This window comes from Paenibacillus larvae subsp. larvae (assembly GCF_002003265.1).
GTDB lineage: Bacteria > Bacillota > Bacilli > Paenibacillales > NBRC-103111 > Paenibacillus_H > Paenibacillus_H larvae.
In genome coordinates, this window is the sequence record NZ_CP019687.1 from 730162 (window position 1) to 755442 (window position 25281).

Consider the following 25281-nt stretch of genomic DNA (forward strand, 5'->3'; position numbering starts at 1 on the left):
TAGCTCATTTGGAAAAAGAGCCTATTCAAATAAATCAAAATTATGGTGCCATTAAACAGAAATGGAATTTTAATTATAATGGTGCTAGAAGAGCTTATAAAATAACAAGTCTATCAATTTCTCAAAGTCGGGAGCCCATTGACCTTTATTTGGGATGTAATAGCTCGGAGAAAACCTAAGGATAAGTTTTATGATTCCAGGACAAACCTTCTAAGCATGGTTTGTCCTCCCTATTTCAAATGTCAAAGTTAACAAAATTTTTATGATAGAATCATCTTCAGAAAGCAAAACCGGAAGAAACCTTAGGAGGTGTAAAATGTTAAGGTTAGAGGATTTTATAAAAGATCGAGAGAAAGCAAAAAATTGGGCTAAAGAAAAATCGGAAAAATGGAAGAAATCATTAGGCCTCGAAGAAAAAAGGCTTCTTGAAGATTCTATTAGTTTTCAAAGAGTAAATAATACTTTAGAAAAAAACCGTGGTCGCTCTATAAAAATTTCATCTATTCGGAAAAATGTAGATAGGCTTGATAAAGCTTTAGAAATTAATGATGCTAAACTGGATGATTCAATATATGTTTATAGGAATTTAGTAAGTAAAGAGCTGGGGGACGTACCAGATTCATTCTATGAGAAAGGGAAAAATACGATAGATAGAGAACAATACAGTCAATTTGAAAATGCTTTTGAGTACGGAGTTATTCATGATTTTATGCATGCAAATTTAACTCCACATTCTGGAGATCAATCATACCCTGTGCTACTGCACTTAAAAGTACCAAAAGGGGAAAGTATGGGATACTTAGAAGAGGATCAAATTTTTATTGGCCGAAATCAGGGATTTGAAGTAAAATCTATGAAAATCATTGCTGAAAAAGGAAGACAAGTTATCAAAGTAAAAGGAGAATTGACATCAAAGAAGAAAGTAGTGGATAGAATTAAAGCAGTTCAAACAAATTTAAATGATAGATTTACTAGTGAATTAGGGATCGAACAGAATGCGATAGAACTCAATATAGATGGTTTTGCTTCATCAGTTATGGCACATAGAACTGAAATACTTCTTGAACAGTTCATTAGCCATATGCCTAGGAATATTTTGGTAAGTAGTGTCGAGAAAATGAATCAAGACGCAGCGTTTATATTTACTGATAATAGTTTGGTTTTTTATGATGGAAACCCTGATGATTTAGGCTTTTATAATCCCAGGAAGAAGAATCTCACCATTCAAATTAATCATGAAGGCCATATCCTAAAAAAAGATGAAGTTATAAATACGTTATTTCATGAATTTGGACATACAGTAGATCATTTACTTTTTGATAATATATCTCTATATAAGTTGAACGAAAGAAAATAGCAATCAAAGTCGCACGCACAGCCGGTCAATAATGGCATGAGGATGCTTCATGATTTCATCCATAAATTGCCCGACACGCAGACGGATTTCGGAAACGGCCGAATAGAATACGTTATTGATCACACTGGACTTGAGCCATTTCCAGAGTCCTTCTACGATATTTAACTGAGGGCTGTATGGAGGCAAGTACACAAGCTCAAGCCGATTTTTTTGCGCTTCCAGAAACGGCCGAAGCAGCTTTGCATGATGAATCCGGGCATTGTCCAAAACCAGAGCCAGTTTCCCTGTTGGATAAGTCGCCATGACCTTTTGAAGAAAGGAAAGAAACGTTTCAGCGGTGTACTGTTCATCTTCTTGCCAAACGATGTGTCCCGTTTCATAGTCAACCGTGGCCAGCAGTTTGACCCCACGATGCTTGCCCGTGGTTGGAATGATGCGTTGCTTCCCGCGAAGGAACCAGGTCTTCTGAATCGCCTGGTAGTCCCGGATCATCGACTCATCCTCGAACAGCAAGTGATCAATCTCCTCGTTCAGTAGCTTTTTTTCAGTTCAGGAAAGGTCGTTTCGGTGAAATGGCGTTGTTTCTTGGGATCTGCTGCTGCGAGCGTGTAGGTCGGTTTCGTATAGCTGAGCCCTAGCCGCTCCATGACCTTGGAAATGCCTCGGAGCGAATAGCAATGGCCCCATTCGCGTTCCACGTACGTGGCAATCAGTTCAAGCGTCCAGTTGTGCTTTGCCGTAAAGCCGACCTCATGGGGAACCGAATAGGCGACGGTTTGTTTCAAGCGATCCTGCTGCTGCTTCGTCAACCGAGTAGGAGCACCTGAGGAATGCTTGATTTGCAAGGCTCCCAGTCCACCGTTCTCGTACGTATGAATGTAACTGCTCACCGTCATTCGGTTTCGATTCAAAATGTCAGCGATCGCCTTCATGGATGTGCCTTTCAAATGCAAATAGATCGCTTGGTAGCGTTCATACATTCGGCGCTCTTTGGTTTGTTGCATGGCTGCCGTTACTTTTGCCAGTTCGGTATGTTTATCCATTGTCATCCCCACTTGTCTATTCTTGATCTGTTTCTTATTCGACAAATGGTTCCTTTTTCCTTGCCAAGGTTTGCTAAGAATATTGATTCAACTTATATAGAAGAAGAGTTTAGCGAAATATATGAAGAAGAAAAGGATAAAATTACGATCGAGGATTATATCAAAATAGATTCAGAAGAATTTTTCGCGGGGATCTTTGGCTATTTATACTCACCATACCCTCAAATACGAGAACAAATACAAAGGGAAGCACCAAAAACATGTGAATTTATAAAGAATTTAGTTGAGAACTATCAACCTGACGAAAGTACAGAGGCTGCTTAAATAAATGCTTTAATCAATTTGATAGTTATGATAAAACAAGGCCAACACGCAGAGTTTATGTGGAAGAAGAGGCCAAATTTCCGTTTTTAGATATCATGAAGGTTGATATGGAGAAACGGAATTTTAAGTGGATGCAATAACCTGTCTTTGCGGCAGGTTATTTTTATGCAAAATAAAAAGCCCCGAAGGGCTTACTTAAATAACTTCTTAATCATACCCTAGAAGCTTACTGTTGTTTTGTTATAGACTTTATTTCTGGCCGCTTTCTTAGGGTTTCTGATTGCCTCATACCCCCGGGGCATTTTTATACCGGCTTTATGTACAATCTGATGTTTTATACTTGTCCGAGCAGAAAGTGATTTTTTATGTTTGGTTTACGTACACCGAATTTCATCTAACATCACCTTCCAAGGACTTCTCTTTATGACAAACACCCCAGAAGGCAGTGACAATCAATAGAGCCGCTGGTAAAGCGAATAACATGCCCGTACAGAATAACCCACCTATACCTGCATATGCACACATTACACCAGCTACGCGAGGGTTAGCCTTCGAAACAGCAGCCGCGGCAATTCCTAAAGCCCCACAAAGCACTGCACCCATGCCCATTAACGTTAAAGAGTCATCAATCAAGCCTACATTATAGGAAACTTCACCTACGTAAAATGTCCAAACACCACTTAAAATTCCGAATATACCACCCAACAAGCTCATTACAAACATGTCAGACCTCCCCAATAAACTTCGTTCCTTATCCAAAATCTTACTATGGATTGTTTTATTTTGGAAGCATATTCATCTTGTTAGAACGTATGTTCCTAATTTATAATAAAAACAAACGTTCCTAAGAAAGGACTGATCTGAATGGGTAAGTATGTAGGCAAGACTGTTGAAATTATTTACTTAGATCGGAAAGGGCAAATTACACAAAGAAAGTTACAGATTAGGTCAATCCATGGGAGTATGGTGCGGGCCTATTGCATGCTCAGTAAATCTGTCCGAACGTTTAAGCTTGAAAATATCTTAGCAATGCATCCGGTGATGAGTCGTCATGCTGTCTGACTTGGAAAGAAAGACACTCCGCATTTTGTATAACTTCTCAAAATTGAACCGCAGGATGCCTAACATCAAGGAACTGGAAAAGAAGACAGGTGCCCGCGTGGGTAATATCTTCAAGGCATTAGATGGTCTGCAAAAGCAGGGTTATATCGAGTGGCAGCCGATAATACACAATCCATAAAAATCATAAACGCTTGGGAAGGGCCGCCAAAGGGTGCAGTAACCAATACTCTTATGGGTCGCATGTAGCGAATATCGTAAATATATAAAAAGGAGAGCCTCTGGGGAGTTTCCCGTAAGGCCTTTATGCATATTAATGGGTAACAAAAAGGTAACGCAAGGTGGTGAATCAGCGTAATTTTTCGATAAAGATATTGCAGTGAAAAAAGCGAAAAACTTTGATGTAACGCCATTTTGTAACAATACGTTAAAGATATTACACATTATCACATCATGGTCTACATAACGTTCGCCATTCAGATCGCTAATTACATTCACTGCCACTTTGGCCCCGTCTCCGGAGGTGATGATAGTATGAACGCTGACCCCTGCGCAAGTGCCTGCGGCCCATATCCCTGCAACGGATGTTTTTCCGCTGGCATCGGTTTTCACGACCTTTTTGATTCGCGGTTCCGTGCCTGGTATAGTAATTACTCCCGATGCTTCTGCCAGATCAGTTAAAGCCCCTGTTGCTAAAATCACGTGTATGGCTTCGTACGGGCCTTGTTCTGTAGTGAGGACAAAATGTTCATTCTGTTTTTCAACAGCGGTCACTTTTGCATCCACTAATTCGGCTCCGAATTTCGCAACCTGTCTTTTGCCGGTTTCAATCAGGTCAGGTCGGAAACTTCGGCAATACCGTAATGATTTTCCATCCATGCCCGTTTGGTCATGCTTGTTCCACTATCCAACAGCAACGTTTTCTTACCAGCTTTTGCAGCGAAGAGAGCGGCGCTTCCTCCTGCAGGACCTGCTTCGATTACAGCGATATCAAACATGTCGAACCTCTCCTCTTCATTAAGAGATAAGCCTATGCTTTCCATTTCAGTATAAAGGATAATTTTGGGGAAACCAAATTCATTATGAGTTATTGGAAAATCGGCGGATTTGCGAAAGCCTTGGATTAAAACGAACGAGAACGGAATATAGGGGTCGCCTTGGCAAAGCCAATTCCTTTTTACATCGATTTCGGACGTATTTGTCGAAATTCGGAGTTTTTTGTCATAAGAAAAAAAGTGCTATGATAATAGGATAGAGAGAGAAAGGAATAGAGAGAATAAGAATCTGGAAACGAATTTTTACGTTTCTCATCATACTGGGAGGAACATTGTGTGATCATCACTATTTCCATTATTGTAGTGCTGGCTGTGATTTCGGATTTCATCAATGGATTTCATGATACAGCCAATGCGATAGCTACATCCATCTCGACCAAAGCGTTATCTCCAAGGGTTGCCATTATTTATGCAGCCATTCTCAATTTCATTGGGGCACTTATTTTTGAAGGGGTCGCTAAAAATATTGGCGGGAGTATCGCTAACCCTTTCCAAGTAGAGCATGGAATGCAAATCGTCATAGCGGCACTGATCTCCACGATTTTGTGGAATCTTTTTACCTGGTACTTCGGAATCCCTTCTTCATCGACACACACTTTAATCGGTTCTTTAGCCGGGGCTGTCGCTGCCGGATCCGGATTTGCCTCTATTAACTGGACGGGGTTCAAGAGCATTATCATTGTGCTCATCTCCTCACCAGTCATCGGATTTATAGCAGGTGTGCTGTTTATAAATATGATGAAAGGAATTGTATATTTATTGGGAAACAGATCCCAGGGGCGGTACAATCGGGTATTCCGCTTTTTGCAAATTTTCACGGCAGGAGGCCAGGCCTTTTCCCATGGTATGAATGATGCCCAGAAAGCTATGGGAATTATTGTATTTGCTCTCGTTGCGGGCGGCTTTCAGGAGACGATGCACGTTCCTTTGTGGGTAAAGCTGATTGCAGCCACCGCCATTGCACTCGGAACAGCTATCGGGGGTGGAAGAATTATCAAAACAGTAGGTAGTAAAATTGTGAAAATCCAGCCGATCAACGGATTTACTTCCGACCTTTGTGCGACTACGATTCTGCAGGTATTTACATTTTTTAATATGCCTTTGTCCACGACGCATGTAATAACCTCGTCGATTGTTGGAACTGGATTCGGAATGCGCCCTAAAGGAGTTAGCTGGGGTATGGTTAAACAGATGGTGTTGGCCTGGATTATTACCATTCCCATTTCCTTTGTCATTGCTTTTTTATTATTCAAAGTACTGTTTTTCACATTGTAACCAGGGATACTCCACTGGCATATGCGGCTATTTCTCCACGAAACGGGTTTCTCGCCAAGTTCACCTGCCCTTCGGGCAGGTTATTTTTTTGGGGAAAAAACGCTGTGAAACAGGTAAAGGAGATGTTTCAGATTCCGGTCTTTCCATGGTAAGCTTAGAAAAGATCAAATTTATGGAAATGTGAAGGTGAAGCTGATGAACGAGCGAATACAAAGACTCCGCAATTATATGGAATGGGAGCAATTGGACGCACTTCTGGTGACTCTTCCAAGGCATGTATATTATCTGACCGGATATTTATCAGACCCTCATGAGAGGCTTCTGGCTGTCGTCATACCCCGTGGGGATGAACCGTTTCTCCTTGTTCCCAGTCTGGATAAAGAGGCGGCGGAAGCAGCATCATGCATTCGGACAATTCATACTCATTCTGATACGGATAATGCTTATGAAGTGCTTCACTCCTTACTTCCGGGGAAACTCTCCCGCCTCGGCATCGAGAAGAACCATCAGACCGTCCGGCAATTTGAAATTTTACAGGACATCCTGTGTGCGGAAACTTATGTAAATGTAGAAAGTGTACTTCGGGAGATGAGGTTAATCAAATCCCCGGAAGAGATCGTTAAGATCAAAAGAGCGGTAGTCATGATTGAAGAAGTACTCCGCCGCGGTTTGAAGCAAGTCAAGGTAGGAGTAACAGAGACCGACCTTGTTGCTGAGCTTGAATACCAGATGACCAAACTGGGAGCGGACGGACCTTCCTTTGCTTCTTCGGTTCTTTCGGGTGAGAAAGCAGCAATGCCGCATGGGAATCCAGGACAAAGAAAGATCCAGGCGGGTGAATTTCTTCTGTTCGATATTGGAGTGTACGTGGAAGGATATGCTTCAGACATTACCAGGACATTTGCGGTTCAATCCTATTCAAAAGAGCAGGAACTTATTTATCAGACAGTTCTTCAAGCTAATCTGGCCGGGATTGAAGCATCGAGGGCGGGAGCGACATTGGCCAGTGTGGATTTAGCCGCACGCCGAGTAATTGAGAAAGCGGGGTATGGCCCTTACTTTAACCACCGTGTCGGTCATGGTCTGGGACTTGATGTACATGAATATCCATCCTTGCATGCTCAGGCTGAGGCATTTTTGGTAGAAGGCATGGTTTTTACAATTGAGCCGGGCATTTATGTGCCGAATTCTCACGGAGTCCGGATTGAGGACGATGTTTACATATCCCAAAACGGTCCGGAAGTATTGACTTCTTTTCCTAAGGAATTAACGGTAATCGGCTGATTTGGGTCCTTTAAAAAAACATGTTCTATTTCATATAAATCAAAAATAATCTGCCCTTCGTTTTGCATTTTATTCAGAACAAATTAAGTTTATTCTAAGGATGGTTTTTTATAACTAATATATAGTAAGTATTGTAGTTTACGATGTCATTTAGGTATTATGCACTAATTGGCCCATTCCGGATAATTCTTTGGAAAGGAGAACCCAGGTTGAACAGCAGAGTTAGAATATCCGTTATATCGGCAATTTGCTTGCTTTTTGCATGTATGACGAATCCTGTAGCGGCATCCCAGGCAGATGAATCTGCAAAAACCTCCTCTTTTGCTGACGAGGAGTTAATCGCCCATGCCCTAGGAGGCATTTCGGGTGAAGCAGCCACTAATTCTTATGAGGCTTTTTTGGCTAATTACGAAAAAGGATATAGAAGATTTGAAGCCGATCTGATACTAAGTTCGGATGGGGTATTAGTAGCGCGCCATGATTGGGATTCTTATTTGTCCGATTACATTCAATCGACACTTCCCGACGATGAGAAAGAAGGCCCGATTCCTTTCCGGGATTTTAAATCACATAAAATAATGGGGAAATATAAACCGATGGGGATTAAAGAACTTATCCGTTTGCTGTACATGTATCCCGACACGTATCTGGTTACAGATACGAAAGAAACGGACCCCAATATCATTCGCAAACAATTCGAGATTATCGTAAAAACGGCCAATGAGATCAATCCGGATGTGCTCAACCGGATTGTTCCGGAAATTTACAGTGAAGACATGCTCCAAATTGTCAGATCTGTATACGCTTTTCCGGAAATGATGCTATCCGTGTATATGGAAGATATCCCCGATGATGAAGCGCTCCGCATACTGCAGGAATATCAGCTTACGTTGATTGCTATTCCGGAGAACAGGGCGGATGCCAAATTTCTCAGGAAGCTGAACGAACAGCATGTTCATGTTTATGTGCATACTATTAATTCTGTAGAGGATTATCAGCGCCTGAAGAAGCTTGGTGTACATGGTATTTATAGTGATTTCTTATATAAACAGGAAATTGAACTGGACTTGATAAGACAAGCCCGGACAGCGGAGGACAAATCCGGATTTTCCAAACGGATGGTTCAAAATATGGTAGGATGGATGACCAAAATAATGCCGAAGTCATAGGAAGAGAGGCCGATCATGTATTTGGTGACCGCAGAAGAAATGAGAAGAATGGAACAAAAAATAATAAGTGAAGTGGGAATTCCGGCTTTACTGCTCATGGAAAATGCGGGAAGGGCAGTGGCTGCGGAAGTGGCGGAGCAGGCCCGGCGAAGCGGACAACGATGGCTGGTCCTTGCAGGTAAAGGGAATAACGGGGGGGATGGTCTGGTTGCAGCGCGACATATGACAGAAGCGGGTCTGGATGTCGGTCTTGTCTATGCTGTCCCCAAAGAACGGCTTCAGGGCGATGCCCTAATCCAAAGAAACATCGTGGATCAACTTGGTCTTCCGGAAATTCCGCTTGCAACTTTACTCCAGGAAAAGGCCGGGGGGAAGTGGGACGGAGTTGTGGATGCTTTGCTTGGAACAGGAACCATAGGTAATCCCAAAGAACCATATGCCTCTTTGATCAAATGGGTTAAACAAAGTGGTCTCCCTGTGGTTTCAGTGGATGTACCAAGCGGGGTGAACGTGGATTCGGGAGCCGTTTATACCCCTTGTATCAAAGCGGATGTAACGGTCACTTTTGCTTGCAAAAAACGGGGGCTTCTCCAATTTCCCGCTGCTTCTTATGCGGGGAAGGTGAAGGTTTATCCGATTCAAATTCCTGCCGGCCTGGCCTGGGAAGCCGGTTGCCGAACATTCGAGGTGTCAGGTGAGCTATTCAAGGAGCGGCTTCAGTTAAGCCTGGTGGACAAACGGGAAGAGGATACGCACAAAGGTACCTATGGTCATGTCCTGATTGCGGCTGGAAGCAGGCGTATGCTGGGGGCTGGACTGCTTTGCACGCGGGCCGCCCTGCGGGGTGGCAGCGGCCTTGTAAGCTGGGCTCTGCCAGGTGAAATGAGTGCCGCCGTAGCAGGCCGTGTTCCCGAAGCCATGCTTGCCCCGCTTACCGGCGGAGCTGCTTGGGAGAGCGTACCTGCGGACGCTCTCCTTGATCTTCTGCCGCAGCGGGACGCCCTGGTAATCGGCCCTGGAATGGGCCAATGGGACGGCGACAGCGGCTGGCTGCGGCGCATATGGGAAGGGGCGGGGGATTCGCCCCTTCTGGTTGATGCGGATGCGCTGGCAGGGCTGATTGGTGCCCTGTTGGCGCAGGGGCACTCCGCCGAGGAGGCTGCCGTGCTCGGCGTATACCGCCATGGTGCTGCCGGAGACCGGGCAGCAGCTGCCCGGGACAATCCCGGGTCTCTTCTGGCCGGTGATCTGATTGAAGCTTTATAGAAGATTTTGAGAAAAACTATGAAGTCTCCAAATTCTGATATCAAATTCATGATCTAAAGATCAAAAATGTAATGAATTGTTATATAAGAACCGACAGCTAGTCCGGCTACCGAAAAGAGCCGTATGCGCTGCCGGTTCCTTTTTATATTCCCACAAATACTTACATGGGTTTTCGGCCTCATCCCCGCCATAAATACCCGATACATGAACTTTCGTAAAAACATTATTTACTGCAATGGCTTGAAGGAATGTAAAAAATCGTTATGGTATACGGGCGCCAATAACAAACGGAGTTGTTACATAGCGGGCACTACTGCAAAGAAGGAAAATGTCTCGGATTCGTTAGGAGCAAGGTTGTTTATACGAATTACATCCAAGTACCCGGATATCCAATCACGCCTTACCGTTACTCCTCCCTTATTAACTGAAACATGGATGTACCAGTCTCCCGGGGTTCGTCCTACAAAAACTTGTTGGTAACATTGGATCCGGCAATTATGCCGAATTGATTGCCTTTAGGAATATTCTGGGTAAACAAGGAACCCTACGATAAACATAGTAGGTGAGCCTGTTGTCATTGCACCATTTGTAATTAAAGTGGCCATTTAGAATCACTCCCCAATAAATTTTTTTCGAAAGCGAACAAGATGGATAGGTTAAAGTTCAAACGGATTTGAGGCGTTCATATTCGCTCGATTGTTATATAAAGTGGGGAGCGGTTCATTTTATACAACCGCTTCCAGTTAAAAAAACGAATTGTCAAATGGAGCCGGCACATTCGTGAAATAAAGTACCTCTATACTGCCTTACAGACCAGTTGAATCAGAAACTTGGCAAATCCGTATACATTCCCATATTCCCCTGAACCGAATCTCCAAAGAGCTTCCAAAGCTAAATGTCCGGTCATGTTTGTCCTTCTTTTGCATACATTTGTATAAGGAGGTGAGAGGTTCCGCAATGGCAATGACATACAGACGTGAAAAAATTGATTCTTTCATCCGGCGTTTGAAAATCAGGCAATCTGTCATCCTGAATCAGCTTCACAATGGGAATTTTGATAGCCAGCGAGAGTTTTTAAAAGGGCAGCTTGCCTCCATTGAACTAGTTATCGAGGAATTATCTACCGAATTTAAGTAATTGGAGAGGAGATCCATGAAAGAGCTTATAAAAATAGGAAAACTGTACGGGCTGCTGATGGGAGGGACGGCGGTCTTTATCACAGTGTTTTCCCTTTTTCTGGCCATCGTTCAACCTGCATGGAGCCGTACCCCAACCTCAATGATGGGACAAGCTGCTTCGATTTCAAGCCGGTTTTTTTGGGATATGGTGTCCTTGGAAGTTCCTCATATGAAGAGCAGCAAAGAACCTCACACCTTTACCTTTGGAAATGTGACCAGTTTTTTATCCAAACTTGTCCTGAATATTAACCCCTTTGACCCTATTACGTTTGTGGGGGCTGCTATCCCCGGTCTGAATGAGAATGGGATGATCCTGCTTTATAAAGGCAACTCCGATCCTCACGAAGATTATCCGATTGACCATCCGCAGCCGGATGATCTGCCTGATACCGAAGCTCAGACAAATAATGGAGAGGCGGCAGGTACGCCAGTACCAGAGGCGACACCCGGACAGGGGCCGGAAGCGTCCAGACAGCCTGAAACTACCCCTCAGCCACAAAAAAACGAGCTCCCAAAACGGGTATTGATTTACCATTCCCACAACAGGGAATCATGGATTCCGGATCTACCGGAAGGAACAGAAGCAAATGCGGCTTTTCATCCAACCAAAAATGTAACAGAACTGGGTACCAGGCTGGGCCGGAACTTGGAGGAGAAAGGGATTGGAGTCATACATTCCCTTGAGGATTATAATGCGATGTACGGTGAAAATTACAAAGGCTCAAAATCGTATCAGTATTCGAAAAAAGTAGTGAAAGAGGCCATGGCAACAGAACCGGGACTGAGCTACCTGATCGATATTCACCGGGATTCCGGACCCCGTAAGTCCACAACTAAAACGATAAACGGAAAAGATTATGCCCAGCTTTATTTTGTTGTCGGCCTTGAGAATCCGAACTGGGAAAAAAATCAGGAATTCGCCAAAAAAATTCATACCAAGCTGAATGATAAATATCCCGGCATTTCCAAGGGCATTTACGGAAAAGACAGGAAGCAGGGAAACGGGATTTATAATCAGGAAATATCTGCAAACAGCTGCCTGATTGAAATAGGCGGAGTGGAAAATAACGAGGAGGAACGTAATCGGACAGTTGACGTGCTTTCCGAAGTATTTCAAGAATTAATAACGGAGGAAAATAAAGGATAAAAATATGAAAACCGGTCTCGAAGAGAGACCGGTTTCGCGCGAACATCATTTATTGTCCGGTATGAATCCATACACATTTAACTTCTGTATAGTTGTTTAATGCATAAGAGCCCATCTCGCGGCCAAGGCCGGATTGTTTGTAACCGCCAAAAGGAGCAGAGGCGTCAAAGACGTTATAACAATTGACCCATACGGTTCCGGCCCGGAGTTTGGAGGCAACATAATGGGCATTGCGTACATTTTCCGTCCAGAGCCCTGCGGCGAGCCCATACTCGGTCCGGTTGGCTCTTTCTATGACTTCGTCCAAATCTTCAAAAGGCATAGCCGAAATAACCGGACCAAAAATCTCTTCCCGGGCGATGGTCATATCATCGCGAACATTTGCGAAAATGGTTGGAGCCACAAAATATCCCTGTTCAAAAGGATTGGCTCCGCCAGCGAGCAGTTCCGCCCCCTCATCCTTGCCTGACTCAATGTAGCCGAGAACCCGTTTTTGCTGCTCCTCTGAAACAAGAGGCCCAATTTGCGTGTCGGCGTTTAGACCCGCTCCCTGACGCAGTTTCTCGGAATAAGAAACAAGATCCGCAACGACATTATCATAAGCTTTTTTCTGTACAAACAGACGGGAACCGGCACAGCATACCTGGCCCTGATTGAACATCACGCCATTAAAAGCTCCGGGAATGGCTCTATTAAAATCAGCGTCCGGCAGGATGATATTGGGGGATTTGCCCCCAAGCTCCAGAGTAACGCGTTTTAAGCTGGCTGAAGCCTGCTTCATGATGAGTTTTCCCACTTCGGTGGACCCTGTAAAGGCGATTTTGTTAACCAGAGGATGATCAACCAGTGCCTGCCCGGCGGTTTCCCCAAATCCCGGAATAATGTTAATGACCCCGTCAGGGAATCCGGCCTCCTGGATTAATTCGGCTAAGTATAAGGCGGAAAGGGGAGTCTGTTCGGCAGGCTTTAAAACAACGGTGCATCCTGTTGCCAAAGCCGCTCCCAGTTTCCACATGGCCATAAGCAGAGGGAAGTTCCAGGGGATAATCTGCCCGACCACACCTACGGGTTCATGGCGGGTATATGCAAAATAATCCCCCGCCACCGGGATGCTTTGACCGACAAGTTTGGTAGCCCATCCCGCATAATAGCGAATATGTTCGATAGATAGCGGTAGGTCCGCGTTTCTTGTTTCATTAATCGGTTTTCCGTTATCAAGGGTCTCAAGCTGCGCAAGCGCTTCCAAATGGTTCTCCATCAAATCAGCCAATTTGTACATGAGCCGGCTTCGTTCAGCCCCGCTCATTTTGGACCATGGGCCTTCGTCAAACGCACGTCTGGCTGCTTGTACGGCGAGATTTACATCTTCTTCGGAAGCCTCGCTCACGACAGCGAGAATTTCACCTGTGGCTGGATTGGGGGTTGTAAACGTCTTTCCAGACACAGACTCGACAAACTGGCCGTTGATGAATAGCTTACGTGTCCCTTGTAAGAAGGAGTGTACCCGTTCATGCATGGATTCCGTAGCTTGCATTTCTTCAACCTCCATATAATAAAGTGTTCTGTCCAGACCCTTCATGTATAAGGATATTATACCAAATAATGGGACGCGGGTACAATTTCATTTTTTTATTTAAGTTTTTGATAACAAGACAAGCGGAAGCGAATAAAACAATTGTCTGGGATAAATAGTAAAGCCACAGACATCATGTCTGCGGCTTCTTTGGATTGTCTTATGCTTCGCCGGAAGTTGTCCCGACTTAACGTTAGTGAAACCTGGCTATATAAGGTTTTATTAGACTAACCGTTCTCGAAAGGGGGAATCTCCTTCGGGATAAAGGTAAAGATTTCACCGGTTTCCATCGAACGGATCAGTTGGTCGAGCCATCTATAATAGCTGAGCGCGTGTTTTATCTTGTCTATATCGCGGAGCAGAATGTCCCGGGCTTTTTCATCATTTTGATACTGCTCAAGTAAGACTTCCAGTTCAGATAAGGATTTACATAACTGATGTGTGTTGGATTCCATTGATTTTCGCCATTTGATTGAAAAATAATCCACAAAATTTTGGTGCCAGTCAAATTCGGTTTCATATAAGTCTTTTCTGCATCCCTTGCCCCAAACTTTATTCACCATTTTTAAATCCATGAGGGTTCTCATGCCGGTACTCATGCTCGTCTTGCTCATACCCATTTCTTCCCGCATGTCATCAAGCGTTACCGGACCGTCAGAAAAATACATGAGGCCGTATAAATGCCCTACAGAGTGGGTAACTCCATATAAATCCATATTTTTCCCGACAGATTCTATAATGCGGTGGCGGGATTTCAAAATCGCCTGTTTCAGATGATCCGATAACCCGTCTAATTCATCTTTCATGTTGGTCTCCTCCTAGGACGCGGCACACTTCAGTTTTTCTATCTTATAGTACCTATTTGTAGTTTAGAAGGCAAGATTCCGTAAGTAAACTGTCAGGTAGATATGAAATTGTAAGATATACGGAGTATACGGTACAGAAAGTACGTAAAGTTTTTACTGTACACTTCTTACGGAAGTTCAGACTATTTGAACCCGAAATGATTCATTAATAAACTAATGTAAGTAATTTTGTTTGCAAAAGGGATTGGAACGGGTAGTTCCGGCCTGGCGTTTTTGCAGCAGGAAAGGAGCGAAAGCAATTGCCCATTATTGAAGTTAAAGAGCTTACCAAGATTTTCGGACGTGATCCGAAAAGGGCTATACCTTTATTGGATAAAGGATGGAGCAAAGAAAAAATCTTTGAGGAAACTAGGCTCACTGTTGGCGTAAATCAGGCAAGTTTCTCGATTGAAGCCGGTGAGATTTTTGTTATTATGGGTCTTTCGGGGAGCGGGAAATCGACGCTCGTCCGGCTTTTGAACCGGCTCATTGAGCCTACATCCGGACAGGTACTTATTAACGGACAGGATATTGTCACATTAAGTCAGGAGAAGCTCAGGGAGGTTCGCCGCAAAAATATTAGCATGGTATTCCAGAATTTTGCTTTATTCCCGCACCGTACCGTGCTTGAAAATGTGGAACTGGGTATGGAAATTCAAGGGATGCCTAAAAAAGAGCGCGAGGAGAAAGCACGAAAAGCTCTTGAACTTGTCGGCCTGAAGGGCCGTGAACATTCAAGGCCCCGTGAACTAAGCGGGGGTATGCAGCAAAGGGTCGGCATCGCCAGAGGCTTGGCGAATGATCCGGACGTTCTGCTTATGGATGAAGCATTCAGTGCACTTGACCCGCTTATTCGTAAGGAAATGCAGGATGAGTTGATCGAGCTCCAATCCAAAATGAGGAAGACGATTGTATTCATTACACATGATCTGGATGAGGCACTGCGAATAGGTGACCGCATTGCGTTGATGAAAGATGGAGTAGTGGTACAGATTGGAACACCGGAAGAAATCATGACGAATCCGGCAAATGAATACGTGGAACGGTTCGTGGAAGATGTAGATCTGTCCAAGGTGCTGACAGCCTCTCATGTCATGAAGAGACCTGAGACTATTACGCTGGAACGCGGACCTCGTGTTGCTCTTCAATTCATGAGAGATACGGGTGTATCGAACCTGTATGTAGTGGACTCGAGCAGAAAACTGTTGGGGGCTATTACAGCTGAAGATGCCATGAATGCTGTGAAAGAAGGCAAGAAGCTTAAGGATATTTTAATTACTGATGTACCGACCGCATCACCGGATACAATAATCAATGAGCTTTTCGATCGGGTAGGCAGCACGAAAATTCCTGTTGCTGTAGTAGATGAAACGAACAAACTGCTTGGCATTATTATTCGTGGATCGGTGCTTGCCGCCCTCTCCGGAAACAACGAGTTAGAAGGTGAGGCGAATAGATGAGTATTCCGAAGTTACCGTTAGGAAGTTGGGTAGAAGGTTTAGAGGCATGGCTGGAAAGTACTTTGGGCGGCTTGTTCGAAGTGATCCGAACAGTGATTGGCGGTATGGTGGACGGATGCCAGTGGCTGCTCCAGAGTGTGCCATGGTTCGTTATGATTGCAGTTCTTTCTCTGATAATACTGGCTGTCGCACGCTGGAGAATGGCTTTGTTCACGTTCATCGGGCTGCTGCTAGTGTTTAATTTGGGATATTGGGATCATACAATGATGACCTTATCCCAGGTTCTCACTTCAGCTGTCATTTCCATTGTACTGGGTGTACCCATCGGGATTCTTTGTGCAAGAAGGAATGGTGTCCAGAAAGTTGTCACACCTTTGTTGGATTTCATGCAGACAATGCCTGCATTCGTTTATCTGCTGCCGGCCGTATCATTCTTCTCGCTCGGTGTAGTACCGGGAGTTATCGCATCGGTTGTATTTGCGATTCCCCCGACGATTCGTCTGACCAATCTGGGGATCAGACAAGTTCCGATGGATTTAGTTGAAGCGGCGGATGCGTTTGGTTCAACACCGATGCAGAAGCTCGTCAAGCTTCAGCTGCCGCTGGCTGTTCCTTCTATTATGGCAGGAATCAATCAGACGATCATGCTGTCCTTATCCATGGTAGTTATTTCTTCAATGATTGGGGCGCAAGGTCTTGGATCCGATGTTTATCGTGCTGTCACGCAGAATAAAATCGGTTCCGGCTTTGAAGCAGGTGTAGCCGTTGTTATTCTTGCTATCATTTTGGACCGGTTTACCCAGAATGTGGTGAACCGCCGTAAACAGGGTCAAATACGCTGGAAAAAACCTCTCATTTGGGTTTCACTTGCAGCGCTTGTAATTTCAGCGATTCTGACAAACGTAATGAGTACGGGAGGAACAGGCAAACAAATTAAACTTTCTTATGTAGCCTGGGACTCTGAAATTGCCAGTACAAATGTGGTTAAAGTGGTCCTCCAAGACAAATTAGGCTATAACGTGGATATGCTGCAAGTTGATATTGGACCTATGTGGACCGGCGTTTCTAACGGCAGTGTAGATGCGATGGTAGCCGCTTGGCTCCCAAGAACGGCAAAAAGCTACTATGATGCCAACAAAGGCAAATTTGATGAATTGGGGGCTAACCTGGAAGGTACGAAACTGGGATTAGTAGTTCCATCCTATTTAGAGAATGTTAATTCTATTGAAGATCTGAAAAAACCGGAGGTCAGAGATCAATTTGGCGGTAAAATCATAGGTATTGAGCCAGGTGCCGGTATCATGGAAGCTACTCAAAAAGCTCTCAAGGATTATGGCTTAAGTGACTGGACTCTCGTTGAAAGTTCTTCCGCAGCGATGACTACCGAGCTGACTAAAGCTTATGAGAACAAGCAGCCGATGGTAGTGACCGGCTGGACTCCTCACTGGATGTTTGCCAAGATGAATCTGAAATATCTGGATGATCCGAAAAAGTCGTACGGTGAGGATGAGCAGATTCATACAGTTGTCCGAAAAGGATTGAAAGAAGACAAACCTGACGCCTATCAGTTCCTGGATCAATTCCACTGGACTCCAAAAGACATGGAGGAAGTAATGGTGGATGTTCAATCGGGGACAGAACCGGAGGAAGCTGCCGCCAAATGGGTGCAAAATCATCCGGATCAAGTTAATGAGTGGCTGAAAGGTATAGAAGTTGTGAAGTGATAAGAAGTAAGTAGAGTATAAATTTAAGTCCCCCTTTTGCATCTGAAGTGCCCCCTGTCAAGTAGACAGTGTAAAAAAACAAAAACAGTTATTTTGTTTCCCTCAGTTCTGTTAAATTGAACTGAGGGTTTTATTTTCTTCTCTCATTTTTATGCAGCTTGTTTTCGATATTCGCTGGGAGACAGGCCACTTAAACGCTCTGTATAGCGGTAATTGTTGTAGTAGTGGATATAATTTCTCACGTCTTTGAGAACGTCTTCATAGGTGTCGTGTTTCCTTAGATAAAAGCTTTCTGCCTTAAATGTACCCCAAAATCGTTCAATGGGTTGATTATCTAGACATCGGCTCACCCGAGACATACTTTTAGTAAAACCGTACTTAAGCTGAAGTAGACTGTATTCATGTGAAGTATACTGGAAGCCTCTGTCGCTATGCAGAAGTGGAGTCACACCCGGGTTCCTCCAGTAGGCCTTATTCACCGTATCCATGACGAGTTTTTTGTTGTTGGAGGGGCTTAACACCCATGAAACGATGGAGTTATCGTATACATCAACGATAGCACTCAGATAGGCTTTACGACCATTCCCATACTTCAATTCTGTGACATCTGTGCACCACTTTAAATTGGGAGAGTCCGCGTGAAACCCGCGGTTCATCCCATTTTCAGCCACATGTATTGCAGAGGATTTCACGTAATTCGGTCGTTTCCTGCGAATCACCGCTTTTAATTCAAGAGCGCGCATGATTCGATAATAACGTTTTTTGTTGTAACTCTTTTTGAGTTTCCGGTTCAATTGTGTGCGGATTTGACGATAACCAAGTACGCCCTTTCTCTTGTCATAGCGAAGTTTCACTTCCTTCGCCAATGAAAGGATTTCAAGTTCCCTGATGGATGGTTTCCATTTTAGCCATTTATAATAGGCAGATCGAGCGACTCCGGCTAGCTTGCACAGCTTCGTGACGGCATAGCCTTTCTCAGCGTGCAGTTCTTGGATAGCTTGATACCAGTCTGCATGTCGGACTAACGTTAGCGTGTATGTCGTCGCCGGATCTCTGCCAACTTTTTTGCCAGAGCGTTCTCCATTTCTAAATACTCGTTCCGTGCTTCTAATTCTTTGATCCGAAGCTTGAGTCGTTCATGATCATCCAACTCTTCCGCAGGCTTGTTACGACCGCGATTGTCCTTGAGGGCTTCCTCACCGCCAGATTTATATTTACGAACCCATGCGTACACCTGTGAATAAGAAACATCATATTTCTCCATGGATTTCTGATAATCCAGATCGTTTGCGATCGTATACTGTGCAATTTCAATGCGTTCTTCGAAAGTGGTTTTACGTCCTTTGTTCATACGAGATACTTTACGAGTAGATTTTATTTCTACCCCATTAGTATACTTGGAGATCCATCTCGTCAAAACACTTTTACTAGAAATATGATACTTCTTTGTCGCCTCTCGTATAGAATGACTACCGGATAATACATCTCTGATTGCAGCCAGCTGCAGATCCTCTGAGTAAGCTTTACATCCTCTGGATTCCTTTAATCCGTCAAGACCATCTGCTTTATACTTCCTTACCCAATCTGTTACCGTGTTTTTGTCTATTCCCAGCTGTTTCGCCTCATAACTTGGGTTTGTCTCATTCTGAAGACATCGCTTTACGACACGTAGCTTTACCTCTAAAGAAGTTGGACTCCTTTTGGACATTGTAAAAACTCCCATCATTGTAGAGTAGATGTTTTTGTTTTTTCTACTGTCTACTATGAGGGGAGCATATCAATCTGCAAAAGGGGGCTTTTTTATTTTTTTTAATATTCTGCTAATAAAGACGCTTTATACTGAACCTGAACCGTTACGTTATTCCTGCTGTTTAACGTGAAAATAGAAACAAGGGGTTGAAAAAGTATGAACGAAACTAATATGGAAATGGATGAGGGAAGATTTACACGATTGCTTTTTGTCGATTGTATACTCGCCTTCCTTTATTCGCTTTATACGTATGTCAGCATACAAATAACGATGGAAAGTTCAGGAGGAATCGTATTGTTGGCAGCAGGTGTATTCCTCTTCGTTTCCATCTTGTACCGGATAGATCCTAATTTATTCCGACTGAGGCTTTACTCGTTCATCCGGGTAATAACCGCTGCGATCGTATTTTATTTATCGCTTAAGGCTCTTCTTTAACGGGACGTTATTTGTTTGAATAAGAATAAAAAGGGAAAGCAGATTAAAAAAAGTTTCTGATAAAGGGGGATGCCAGATGAATGACATGTCAAATAATTTATCCGGATTAACGCGGGTCAGTGAAGATTCATTAGGAAAAGTGGAGATACCCGAAAAGGCATATTTTGGTCCTCAAACCAGCGGGCTGTTGAAAATTTCGCGATAAGCGGATTAACTCTCCCAAGAAGGTTTATTAAAGCACAGGGCATTATTAAAGCTGCCGCCGCTCTCGTACACCAGAAGCTTGGCCTGCTTCCGGATGAGCTGACACAGCCGATTATTCAGGCAGCCGAGGAAGTGATTGATGGCCGGTTTGATCAGGAGTTTGTTGTGGATGTATATCAGGCCGGGGCAGGTACCTCTCAAAACATGAATGCCAATGAAGTTATTGCGAACAGGGCGCTTGAAATCATGGGGGTGGGCCGGGATCTGAAAGATATTATCCATCCAAATGATCATGTGAACAAGAGCCAGTCCACAAATGATACAATCCCCACAGCAATCTATATGTCCACTTATGATGCTCTAGAGGAAGAGCTGCTTCCTTCTTTTCGGTATATGATTAAAAAACTAAAAGAAAAATCAGTGGAATTTCATCAGGTGCCTAAATCTGGTCGGACTCATCTTCAAGATGCCGTACCTATGAGACTGGGCCAGGAATTTGAAGGTTATGCAGGTACATTTGAATCTGTTTTGTAACGGATACTTCCCGTTATGGATGACTTGCTTGAAATCGGTATCGGCGGGAATGCCGTGGGAACTGGTATTCATACCCATCCAAAATATGCGGAGCTGATGACCGAAGAGATTGCCAGGCGGACAGGAAGACCTTTTCGGAGTACTGCAAACCGGTTTGCCTTTATGCAAAATCCGTCAGCTGCCCTTAGAGTCAGCGGATTACTAAGGGAAATTGCGGTTCACTTGATTAAAATGACCAGTGATTTGCGGCTTCTAAACTCAGGCCTGCACACCGGACTTGCCGAGATTAATTTGCCTGCCGTCCAGCCGGGATCATCCATCATGCCCGGAAAAGTCAATCCCGTTCTTCCCGAGATGACCTATATGGTTTGCAGCCAGGTTATTGGCAATGATACGGCCATACAGACGGCCATGATTGGAGGGCAGCTTGAAATTAATGTCATGATGCCGGTTATTGCCCATAATGTGCTTTTCTCTATAAGTATTTTGTCCAGGACAATGAAATCTCTCTCCACGAAGTGCCTGAAAGGGATAGAAGCCAATAGAGAACAAAGCCGATGGTGGATGGAACAAAGCCTGTCCCTCGTTACCTTATTGAATCCCGTGATCGGATATGACCATGCGTCCCGGTTAGCCAAACAATCCTTGCAGGAAAGAAAACCGTTGAAAGAAGTGGTCCTGGCTTCGGGGGTAATTAACGAAGTGGAATGGAATCAGCTCGTTGAGGAAAGCCTGGGCTAGGCCGGGCTTTTTTAAATGACAAAAACAGTGTTTACAGACTTATGATAAAAACTTGCCCAGTCTTTTCTTTTCCCGACTATCGTCATGCAAAGCTTTCTTCCCTCATACATATGAAACAGGAAATATTGGGGGGGTAAGACATGCAGCTTATCAATATCAGGGAACAGGGGATTTTCGAAGAGCTGTTTTGGATGGAAATTTTCGGGGATCACGCCCGATTTATTAACCGGGCTCTCACCGTTAACGCCCAGCAGGAGCTTGAACAAGCCGGGGCTTTTATCCGGCTGTTTAATACACTGGCAGACCGGGCTAATGCCAAGCCTGATGAAGGAGAACTCCGAAAGCTGCATAAAGAGGCTCTGGAAGCGGTATATCATCTCAGAACTTTTAAACTTTATCTGTTAAGGAAAATGTTGACCGAGACCTTTGAATTTCATCTATCACCGACCTTTCTTAATCACATGGTAAATGAAGCTGAAGAAGGGATTCATGTGATAAGTGCCCTGGCGGAAGGAAAGGAACCGCCAAGAGATCATGCCTTGCATCATCATCTAGTATGGCTTCAAGATGCTGTCGGCCATGCAGATTCGCTGGATGCCAATCTGGATTCTCAGGAGAAGGGCTTGAAAGCTTTAACAGAAGAGTATGGCCAGCATTTCGAATGGTTGTATTTGAAAGCGGTAGAACTGGTTGGTTATGTCAGGACCAGGCTGCAGGAATTCCCGGCTTTAAACAGGTTCAACTCCCAGGTAGAAATGGAAATGGTCTTATTCCGCAAGTTTTTAGAGGAATTAAAAGAAATGGACATCCGTCTTGAAGCCTTAGGAACGCTGAGTCCTTTGATGATTGACCATATGGCCAGAGAAGAATGTTATTATTTGCTAAAATTGTCCCAGGTAACGGCTCTGACTCCGCCCGCGTGCGATCCTGCAAAACCGAGAATAGGAAGGTGAGCGTTTTTATGCAAAGTACATAAAATATAAAAAGACAGTTTTCCGTAGGCAGGAGAACTGTCCTTTTTATAGGCTCTTGAACAAGACTCAAGGCAAGGGTTTCTTCGCCATTTCAGCCCGATTTTCTCCACCATCTGGCGGTTTTCTTTTCAGCCTGCCCGTGGCTCTCACCCTCTTCATCACCCAGTACAAGCTGCTTGACTTTTTCCCGATGTGCCTTCGTGGCTAATATATACAGAAGATCCCCCGGTTCAATGGTGGTACTACCTTTAGGGGTTACAAAGGAACTTCCCCGGATAATCGTCTGTATCAGTGTATCCTCTGGAAAATCAATTTCTTGAATTTTTTTATAAGCGATACCTGAATGTTTATCAATTTCGAAACCATAAATTTCGGCATTTGTTTTCCCAAGAGAAACCAGTTCCAGATTATGAGGAATTTTCGGTTTTTTTTCTCCAACCAGTTTCAATTTATTGGCAAGAGGTGAGATGGTACTTCCTTGGATGAGTGTCGACGTCAGAACAACGAAAAATACTACATTGAATATCAATCCGCTGTTCTCAAGACCGGCCAACATCGGGTACGTGGCAAGCACAATCGGTACCGCTCCCCTAAGACCCGCCCAGGATAAGAAGAGAACCTCTTTTCCCGTAAAGTTAAATCCGATCATACTGATCGCCACACCAATAGGTCTGGCAATAATCATCAAAATGAAAGACAAGGCAAGACCCTGCCATACAATATGTACAAGCTGGTCCGGGAATACGAGCAATCCTAAGAGAACAAACATAAGGATTTGCATCATCCAGGCAAAGCCCTCGTTGAACCGGACGATAGAAAACCTGTAAGTAACATCGGAGTTACCAAGACATAAAGCCATAACATAAACGGCGAGCAATCCGCTTCCGTGAAGAAGTGTAGTAACACTGTAAGTCGAAATGGCAAAAGCGATGGCAAAGACCGGATACAAGCCGGAAGAATCCAGGTTGATTTTATTGATGCTCCATATGGCCAGTTTGCCTATGATGAGTCCCATGACCAGACCGAAACCCATCTCCCAGAAGAAGCTGAGAAGGAGCATTCCCAGACTGTTATCAGGCGATTCGATAAACGCAATAAGTGAAGTGGTTAAAAAGATGGCCATAGGATCATTCGTGCCGGATTCAGCTTCCAGTGTGGAGGTTAATTTAGGACGGATATTTTTATTACCCAGGACAGCAAACACCGCTGCGGCGTCTGTAGAACCGACAATAGCCCCAAACAGCATCCCTTCCAGCCAGGATAACCCGAGGATAAGTTTGGCGAATATCCCGACTATTCCTGCTGTTATCATTACACCGATAGTTGCCAGAACACCCGCTGGAACAATGACCTTTCGGATACTGATCCATTTAGCATTAAGACCGCCTTCAAAAATAATAATAATCAGTGCCAGAATACCAAACAGCTTCGTCAGCGAGGCACTATCATAATAAATAAATTTATTTAAAATCATTCCAACCGCGATATATAAGACCAAGGAAGGCAGTCCAATCCGGTTAGAAAATTTGGTGGTAAGCACACCGATGATTAGTAAGGCTGAGAATAGCAAAATAAAGCTATCTGCATCAAAGCCCAAGTTGTCCACCTTCTTTCTCAGGTTTACATCGTAGTAGTACCGTATCCTGTCCTTACAAAAATATACCCCTGAATTTATTGTACATGGAATTGAGGATGGAATCTAATCCTATCTGTCCGGACGGGGAGATTTTCTTACAGAAATGTAAGTGCGTGTCATCTTGTTCGATGGATAGAAGACTGTTCTTTTTTTAGAATGAAATCATAAGGAACATTTCATTAATTTAAACAGAACAGGAGATGAGATTGCTATGATGAAGCCGCTTATTCATGTTATGAAAATAGTGATGTCCATCTTGTTTTTGGGAGCATCTGCTGATGTGGTCAATGAGCAAGATCATCTTGTACAATCATAAATAAGGAAATAACCGGAAATATAATCAGACGGTTTACATGTTCAAAGGTGTCCACTATCAAAACAGCGGGCACCTTTTGTGGTTTATTTATTTAACTGTGAATTCACGGATCTGGACCCACTCGACTTGCTCGGACGTACACCGGAAACGGACCATTTTGCATTGGGTTCCGGGTGAAGGATCGATAATGATATCCCTTTGTCCGGTAAATGCTCCCACGGAAATCCAGTGGAATCCGTTATCTGAAATTTCCATTTTACCCTGATGGATATAGTCATTGTATTGGGGAGAACCGGAATTTACTGCGCCCATATAGAGCTCAATCCTGTGTATATCCTGCCTATGTCCCAGGTGAACCCCGACATAATCTCCCTCTTTAGGTGCGCCATTGCTCCAAAAAAACGTATCTGGCCGCCCGTCTGTCATATTTCTAAGTTTATAATCCTTCCAAGGGGATAGTGAGGAGAAAGGGCCTTTATTTTCGTCTCCTCCATTCCAAAGGGAATACGCTTTCAACACCCTATTCAAGAACGGCTCCATTACTCCTGCGGCCAGCACTTTTTTATTCGGGACAGGATATATTCCTTTCTCAATCAGTATGGTCACTTCAGAATGGTCTATGGAAACTTTTGCCCCCACAATGGAGTTGTTCTTAAGCCAGTCTTCCGAATGAAGGCTGAGGACATATCCGTCAGGGGGAATCTCATTATTATTAGCGCCTTGTTTGACAATTTTTCCATTCCTTACGGTTATTTCATATCCCCACTCATTCGTCTCTGTCCGCGGGCCGTATTCGGGAGTATACTGGATGAGCTCGTTCGTACCTCTTATCCGGTTAATGCCGTCAAGTTTGCGTGAAGATGCACGGGTAACGGGTTCGTATACATCTACCGTATCTTTTGCCAGCTGTTCTTGAAGCTGATTATGATACT

The 25281-nt window shown here is 44.0% G+C and carries 21 protein-coding genes and 2 pseudogenes; 14 read left to right on the forward strand and 9 right to left on the reverse strand.

Translation table 11 applies throughout. The annotated features are described in order from the left end of the window. Positions 1-316: 316 nt before the first annotated feature. Entirely contained in the window at positions 317-1357 is a 1041-nt protein-coding gene (locus BXP28_RS04020; protein ID WP_036654074.1) for an ADP-ribosyltransferase, read from the forward strand. A gap of 3 nt (positions 1358-1360) precedes the next feature. Here the strand turns inward: BXP28_RS04020 and BXP28_RS04025 are convergent. Then, positions 1361-2406, reverse strand: a protein-coding gene (locus BXP28_RS04025; RefSeq protein ID WP_104932612.1) for an IS630 family transposase whose coding sequence is annotated in 2 segments (ribosomal slippage) — positions 1361-1900 and positions 1903-2406 — 1044 coding nt in all. Because the reading frame shifts where the segments join, the coding sequence is not laid out codon by codon here. Positions 2407-2460: 54 nt separating this feature from the next. Between BXP28_RS04025 and BXP28_RS23165 the strand changes: the two genes are divergently transcribed. Further along, positions 2461-2724 carry an anthrax toxin lethal factor-related metalloendopeptidase gene (locus BXP28_RS23165; RefSeq protein WP_036654075.1) on the forward strand — a complete coding sequence of 88 codons (264 nt, stop codon included), beginning with the start codon at positions 2461-2463 and terminating at the stop codon, positions 2722-2724. Between the two features lie 390 nt (positions 2725-3114). Here BXP28_RS23165 and BXP28_RS04035 read toward each other — a convergent pair whose 3' ends face one another. Further along, positions 3115-3447: a DUF4064 domain-containing protein gene (locus BXP28_RS04035; protein ID WP_023484804.1), complete on the reverse strand. Its 333-nt coding sequence runs from the start codon at positions 3445-3447 to the stop codon at positions 3115-3117. Positions 3448-4227: 780 nt separating this feature from the next. Continuing rightward, positions 4228-4781: pseudogene (locus BXP28_RS04050) on the reverse strand (NAD(P)/FAD-dependent oxidoreductase); the annotation flags it as partial. 333 nt (positions 4782-5114) lie between these two features. Here BXP28_RS04050 and BXP28_RS04055 point away from each other — a divergent pair. From BXP28_RS04055 to spoIIP, 6 genes are all read left to right on the forward strand, one after another. Next, positions 5115-6113 carry an inorganic phosphate transporter gene (locus BXP28_RS04055; protein WP_023484806.1) on the forward strand — a complete coding sequence of 333 codons (999 nt, stop codon included), beginning with the start codon at positions 5115-5117 and terminating at the stop codon, positions 6111-6113. Between the two features lie 195 nt (positions 6114-6308). Further along, on the forward strand, positions 6309-7397 hold the full coding sequence (locus BXP28_RS04060) for a M24 family metallopeptidase (protein WP_036656585.1): 1089 nt from the start codon (positions 6309-6311) through the stop codon (positions 7395-7397). Positions 7398-7606: 209 nt separating this feature from the next. Continuing rightward, the gene (locus BXP28_RS04065; protein ID WP_024094216.1) at positions 7607-8566 is read left to right on the forward strand and encodes a phosphatidylinositol-specific phospholipase C/glycerophosphodiester phosphodiesterase family protein; all 960 of its coding nucleotides are present in this window, start codon (positions 7607-7609) and stop codon (positions 8564-8566) included. Positions 8567-8581: 15 nt separating this feature from the next. After that, a complete protein-coding gene (locus BXP28_RS04070; RefSeq protein WP_023484809.1) occupies positions 8582-9832 on the forward strand; it encodes an NAD(P)H-hydrate epimerase in 1251 nt (416 codons plus the stop codon). A gap of 957 nt (positions 9833-10789) precedes the next feature. Then, positions 10790-10969, forward strand: coding sequence for a hypothetical protein (locus tag BXP28_RS04075; protein ID WP_036654081.1), 180 nt, complete (start codon positions 10790-10792; stop codon positions 10967-10969). Positions 10970-10984: 15 nt separating this feature from the next. Continuing rightward, positions 10985-12157, forward strand: coding sequence for a stage II sporulation protein P (gene spoIIP, locus BXP28_RS04080; RefSeq protein WP_023484810.1), 1173 nt, complete (start codon positions 10985-10987; stop codon positions 12155-12157). A gap of 49 nt (positions 12158-12206) precedes the next feature. Here spoIIP and BXP28_RS04085 read toward each other — a convergent pair whose 3' ends face one another. Both BXP28_RS04085 and BXP28_RS04090 read right to left on the reverse strand, forming a co-directional pair. After that, positions 12207-13691 carry an aldehyde dehydrogenase family protein gene (locus BXP28_RS04085; RefSeq protein WP_036654086.1) on the reverse strand — a complete coding sequence of 495 codons (1485 nt, stop codon included), beginning with the start codon at positions 13689-13691 and terminating at the stop codon, positions 12207-12209. A gap of 266 nt (positions 13692-13957) precedes the next feature. Continuing rightward, a complete protein-coding gene (locus BXP28_RS04090; protein WP_023484812.1) occupies positions 13958-14536 on the reverse strand; it encodes a GbsR/MarR family transcriptional regulator in 579 nt (192 codons plus the stop codon). A gap of 299 nt (positions 14537-14835) precedes the next feature. Here BXP28_RS04090 and proV point away from each other — a divergent pair, with 299 nt between their 5' ends. Both proV and BXP28_RS24770 read left to right on the forward strand, forming a co-directional pair. Continuing rightward, a complete protein-coding gene (gene proV / locus BXP28_RS04095) occupies positions 14836-16035 on the forward strand; it encodes a glycine betaine/L-proline ABC transporter ATP-binding protein ProV (RefSeq protein WP_023484813.1) in 1200 nt (399 codons plus the stop codon). Beyond that, positions 16032-17759 carry an ABC transporter permease/substrate binding protein gene (locus BXP28_RS24770; RefSeq protein ID WP_023484814.1) on the forward strand — a complete coding sequence of 576 codons (1728 nt, stop codon included), beginning with the start codon at positions 16032-16034 and terminating at the stop codon, positions 17757-17759. The genes proV and BXP28_RS24770 overlap by 4 nt, the downstream gene beginning before the upstream one ends. A gap of 149 nt (positions 17760-17908) precedes the next feature. Here BXP28_RS24770 and BXP28_RS04105 read toward each other — a convergent pair whose 3' ends face one another. Both BXP28_RS04105 and BXP28_RS04110 read right to left on the reverse strand, forming a co-directional pair. After that, positions 17909-18871, reverse strand: coding sequence for an IS3 family transposase (locus BXP28_RS04105; RefSeq protein ID WP_104932575.1), 963 nt, complete (start codon positions 18869-18871; stop codon positions 17909-17911). After that, positions 18787-19467, reverse strand: a complete 681-nt coding sequence (locus BXP28_RS04110) for a helix-turn-helix domain-containing protein (RefSeq protein ID WP_036654089.1) — start codon at positions 19465-19467, stop codon at positions 18787-18789. The genes BXP28_RS04105 and BXP28_RS04110 overlap by 85 nt, the downstream gene beginning before the upstream one ends. A gap of 198 nt (positions 19468-19665) precedes the next feature. On the opposite strand from BXP28_RS04110, the gene BXP28_RS04115 reads away from it, so the two are divergent. The 4 genes and pseudogenes from BXP28_RS04115 (at position 19666) to BXP28_RS04125 (ending at position 22376) form a co-directional block, all read left to right on the forward strand. Continuing rightward, positions 19666-19944, forward strand: coding sequence for a hypothetical protein (locus tag BXP28_RS04115; protein WP_036654090.1), 279 nt, complete (start codon positions 19666-19668; stop codon positions 19942-19944). A gap of 201 nt (positions 19945-20145) precedes the next feature. Further along, positions 20146-21009: pseudogene (locus BXP28_RS24915) on the forward strand (lyase family protein); the annotation flags it as partial. Between the two features lie 237 nt (positions 21010-21246). After that, a complete protein-coding gene (locus tag BXP28_RS24920; RefSeq protein WP_309556450.1) occupies positions 21247-21423 on the forward strand; it encodes a hypothetical protein in 177 nt (58 codons plus the stop codon). Positions 21424-21563: 140 nt separating this feature from the next. Then, positions 21564-22376, forward strand: a complete 813-nt coding sequence (locus tag BXP28_RS04125) for a DUF2935 domain-containing protein (RefSeq protein ID WP_023483106.1) — start codon at positions 21564-21566, stop codon at positions 22374-22376. 112 nt (positions 22377-22488) lie between these two features. Here the strand turns inward: BXP28_RS04125 and BXP28_RS04130 are convergent, their stop codons facing one another. After that, on the reverse strand, positions 22489-23994 hold the full coding sequence (locus BXP28_RS04130) for a potassium/proton antiporter (RefSeq protein ID WP_023483105.1): 1506 nt from the start codon (positions 23992-23994) through the stop codon (positions 22489-22491). Between the two features lie 442 nt (positions 23995-24436). After that, entirely contained in the window at positions 24437-24988 is a 552-nt protein-coding gene (locus BXP28_RS04135; protein WP_077584902.1) for a discoidin domain-containing protein, read from the reverse strand. Between the last annotated feature and the right edge of the window lie 293 nt (positions 24989-25281).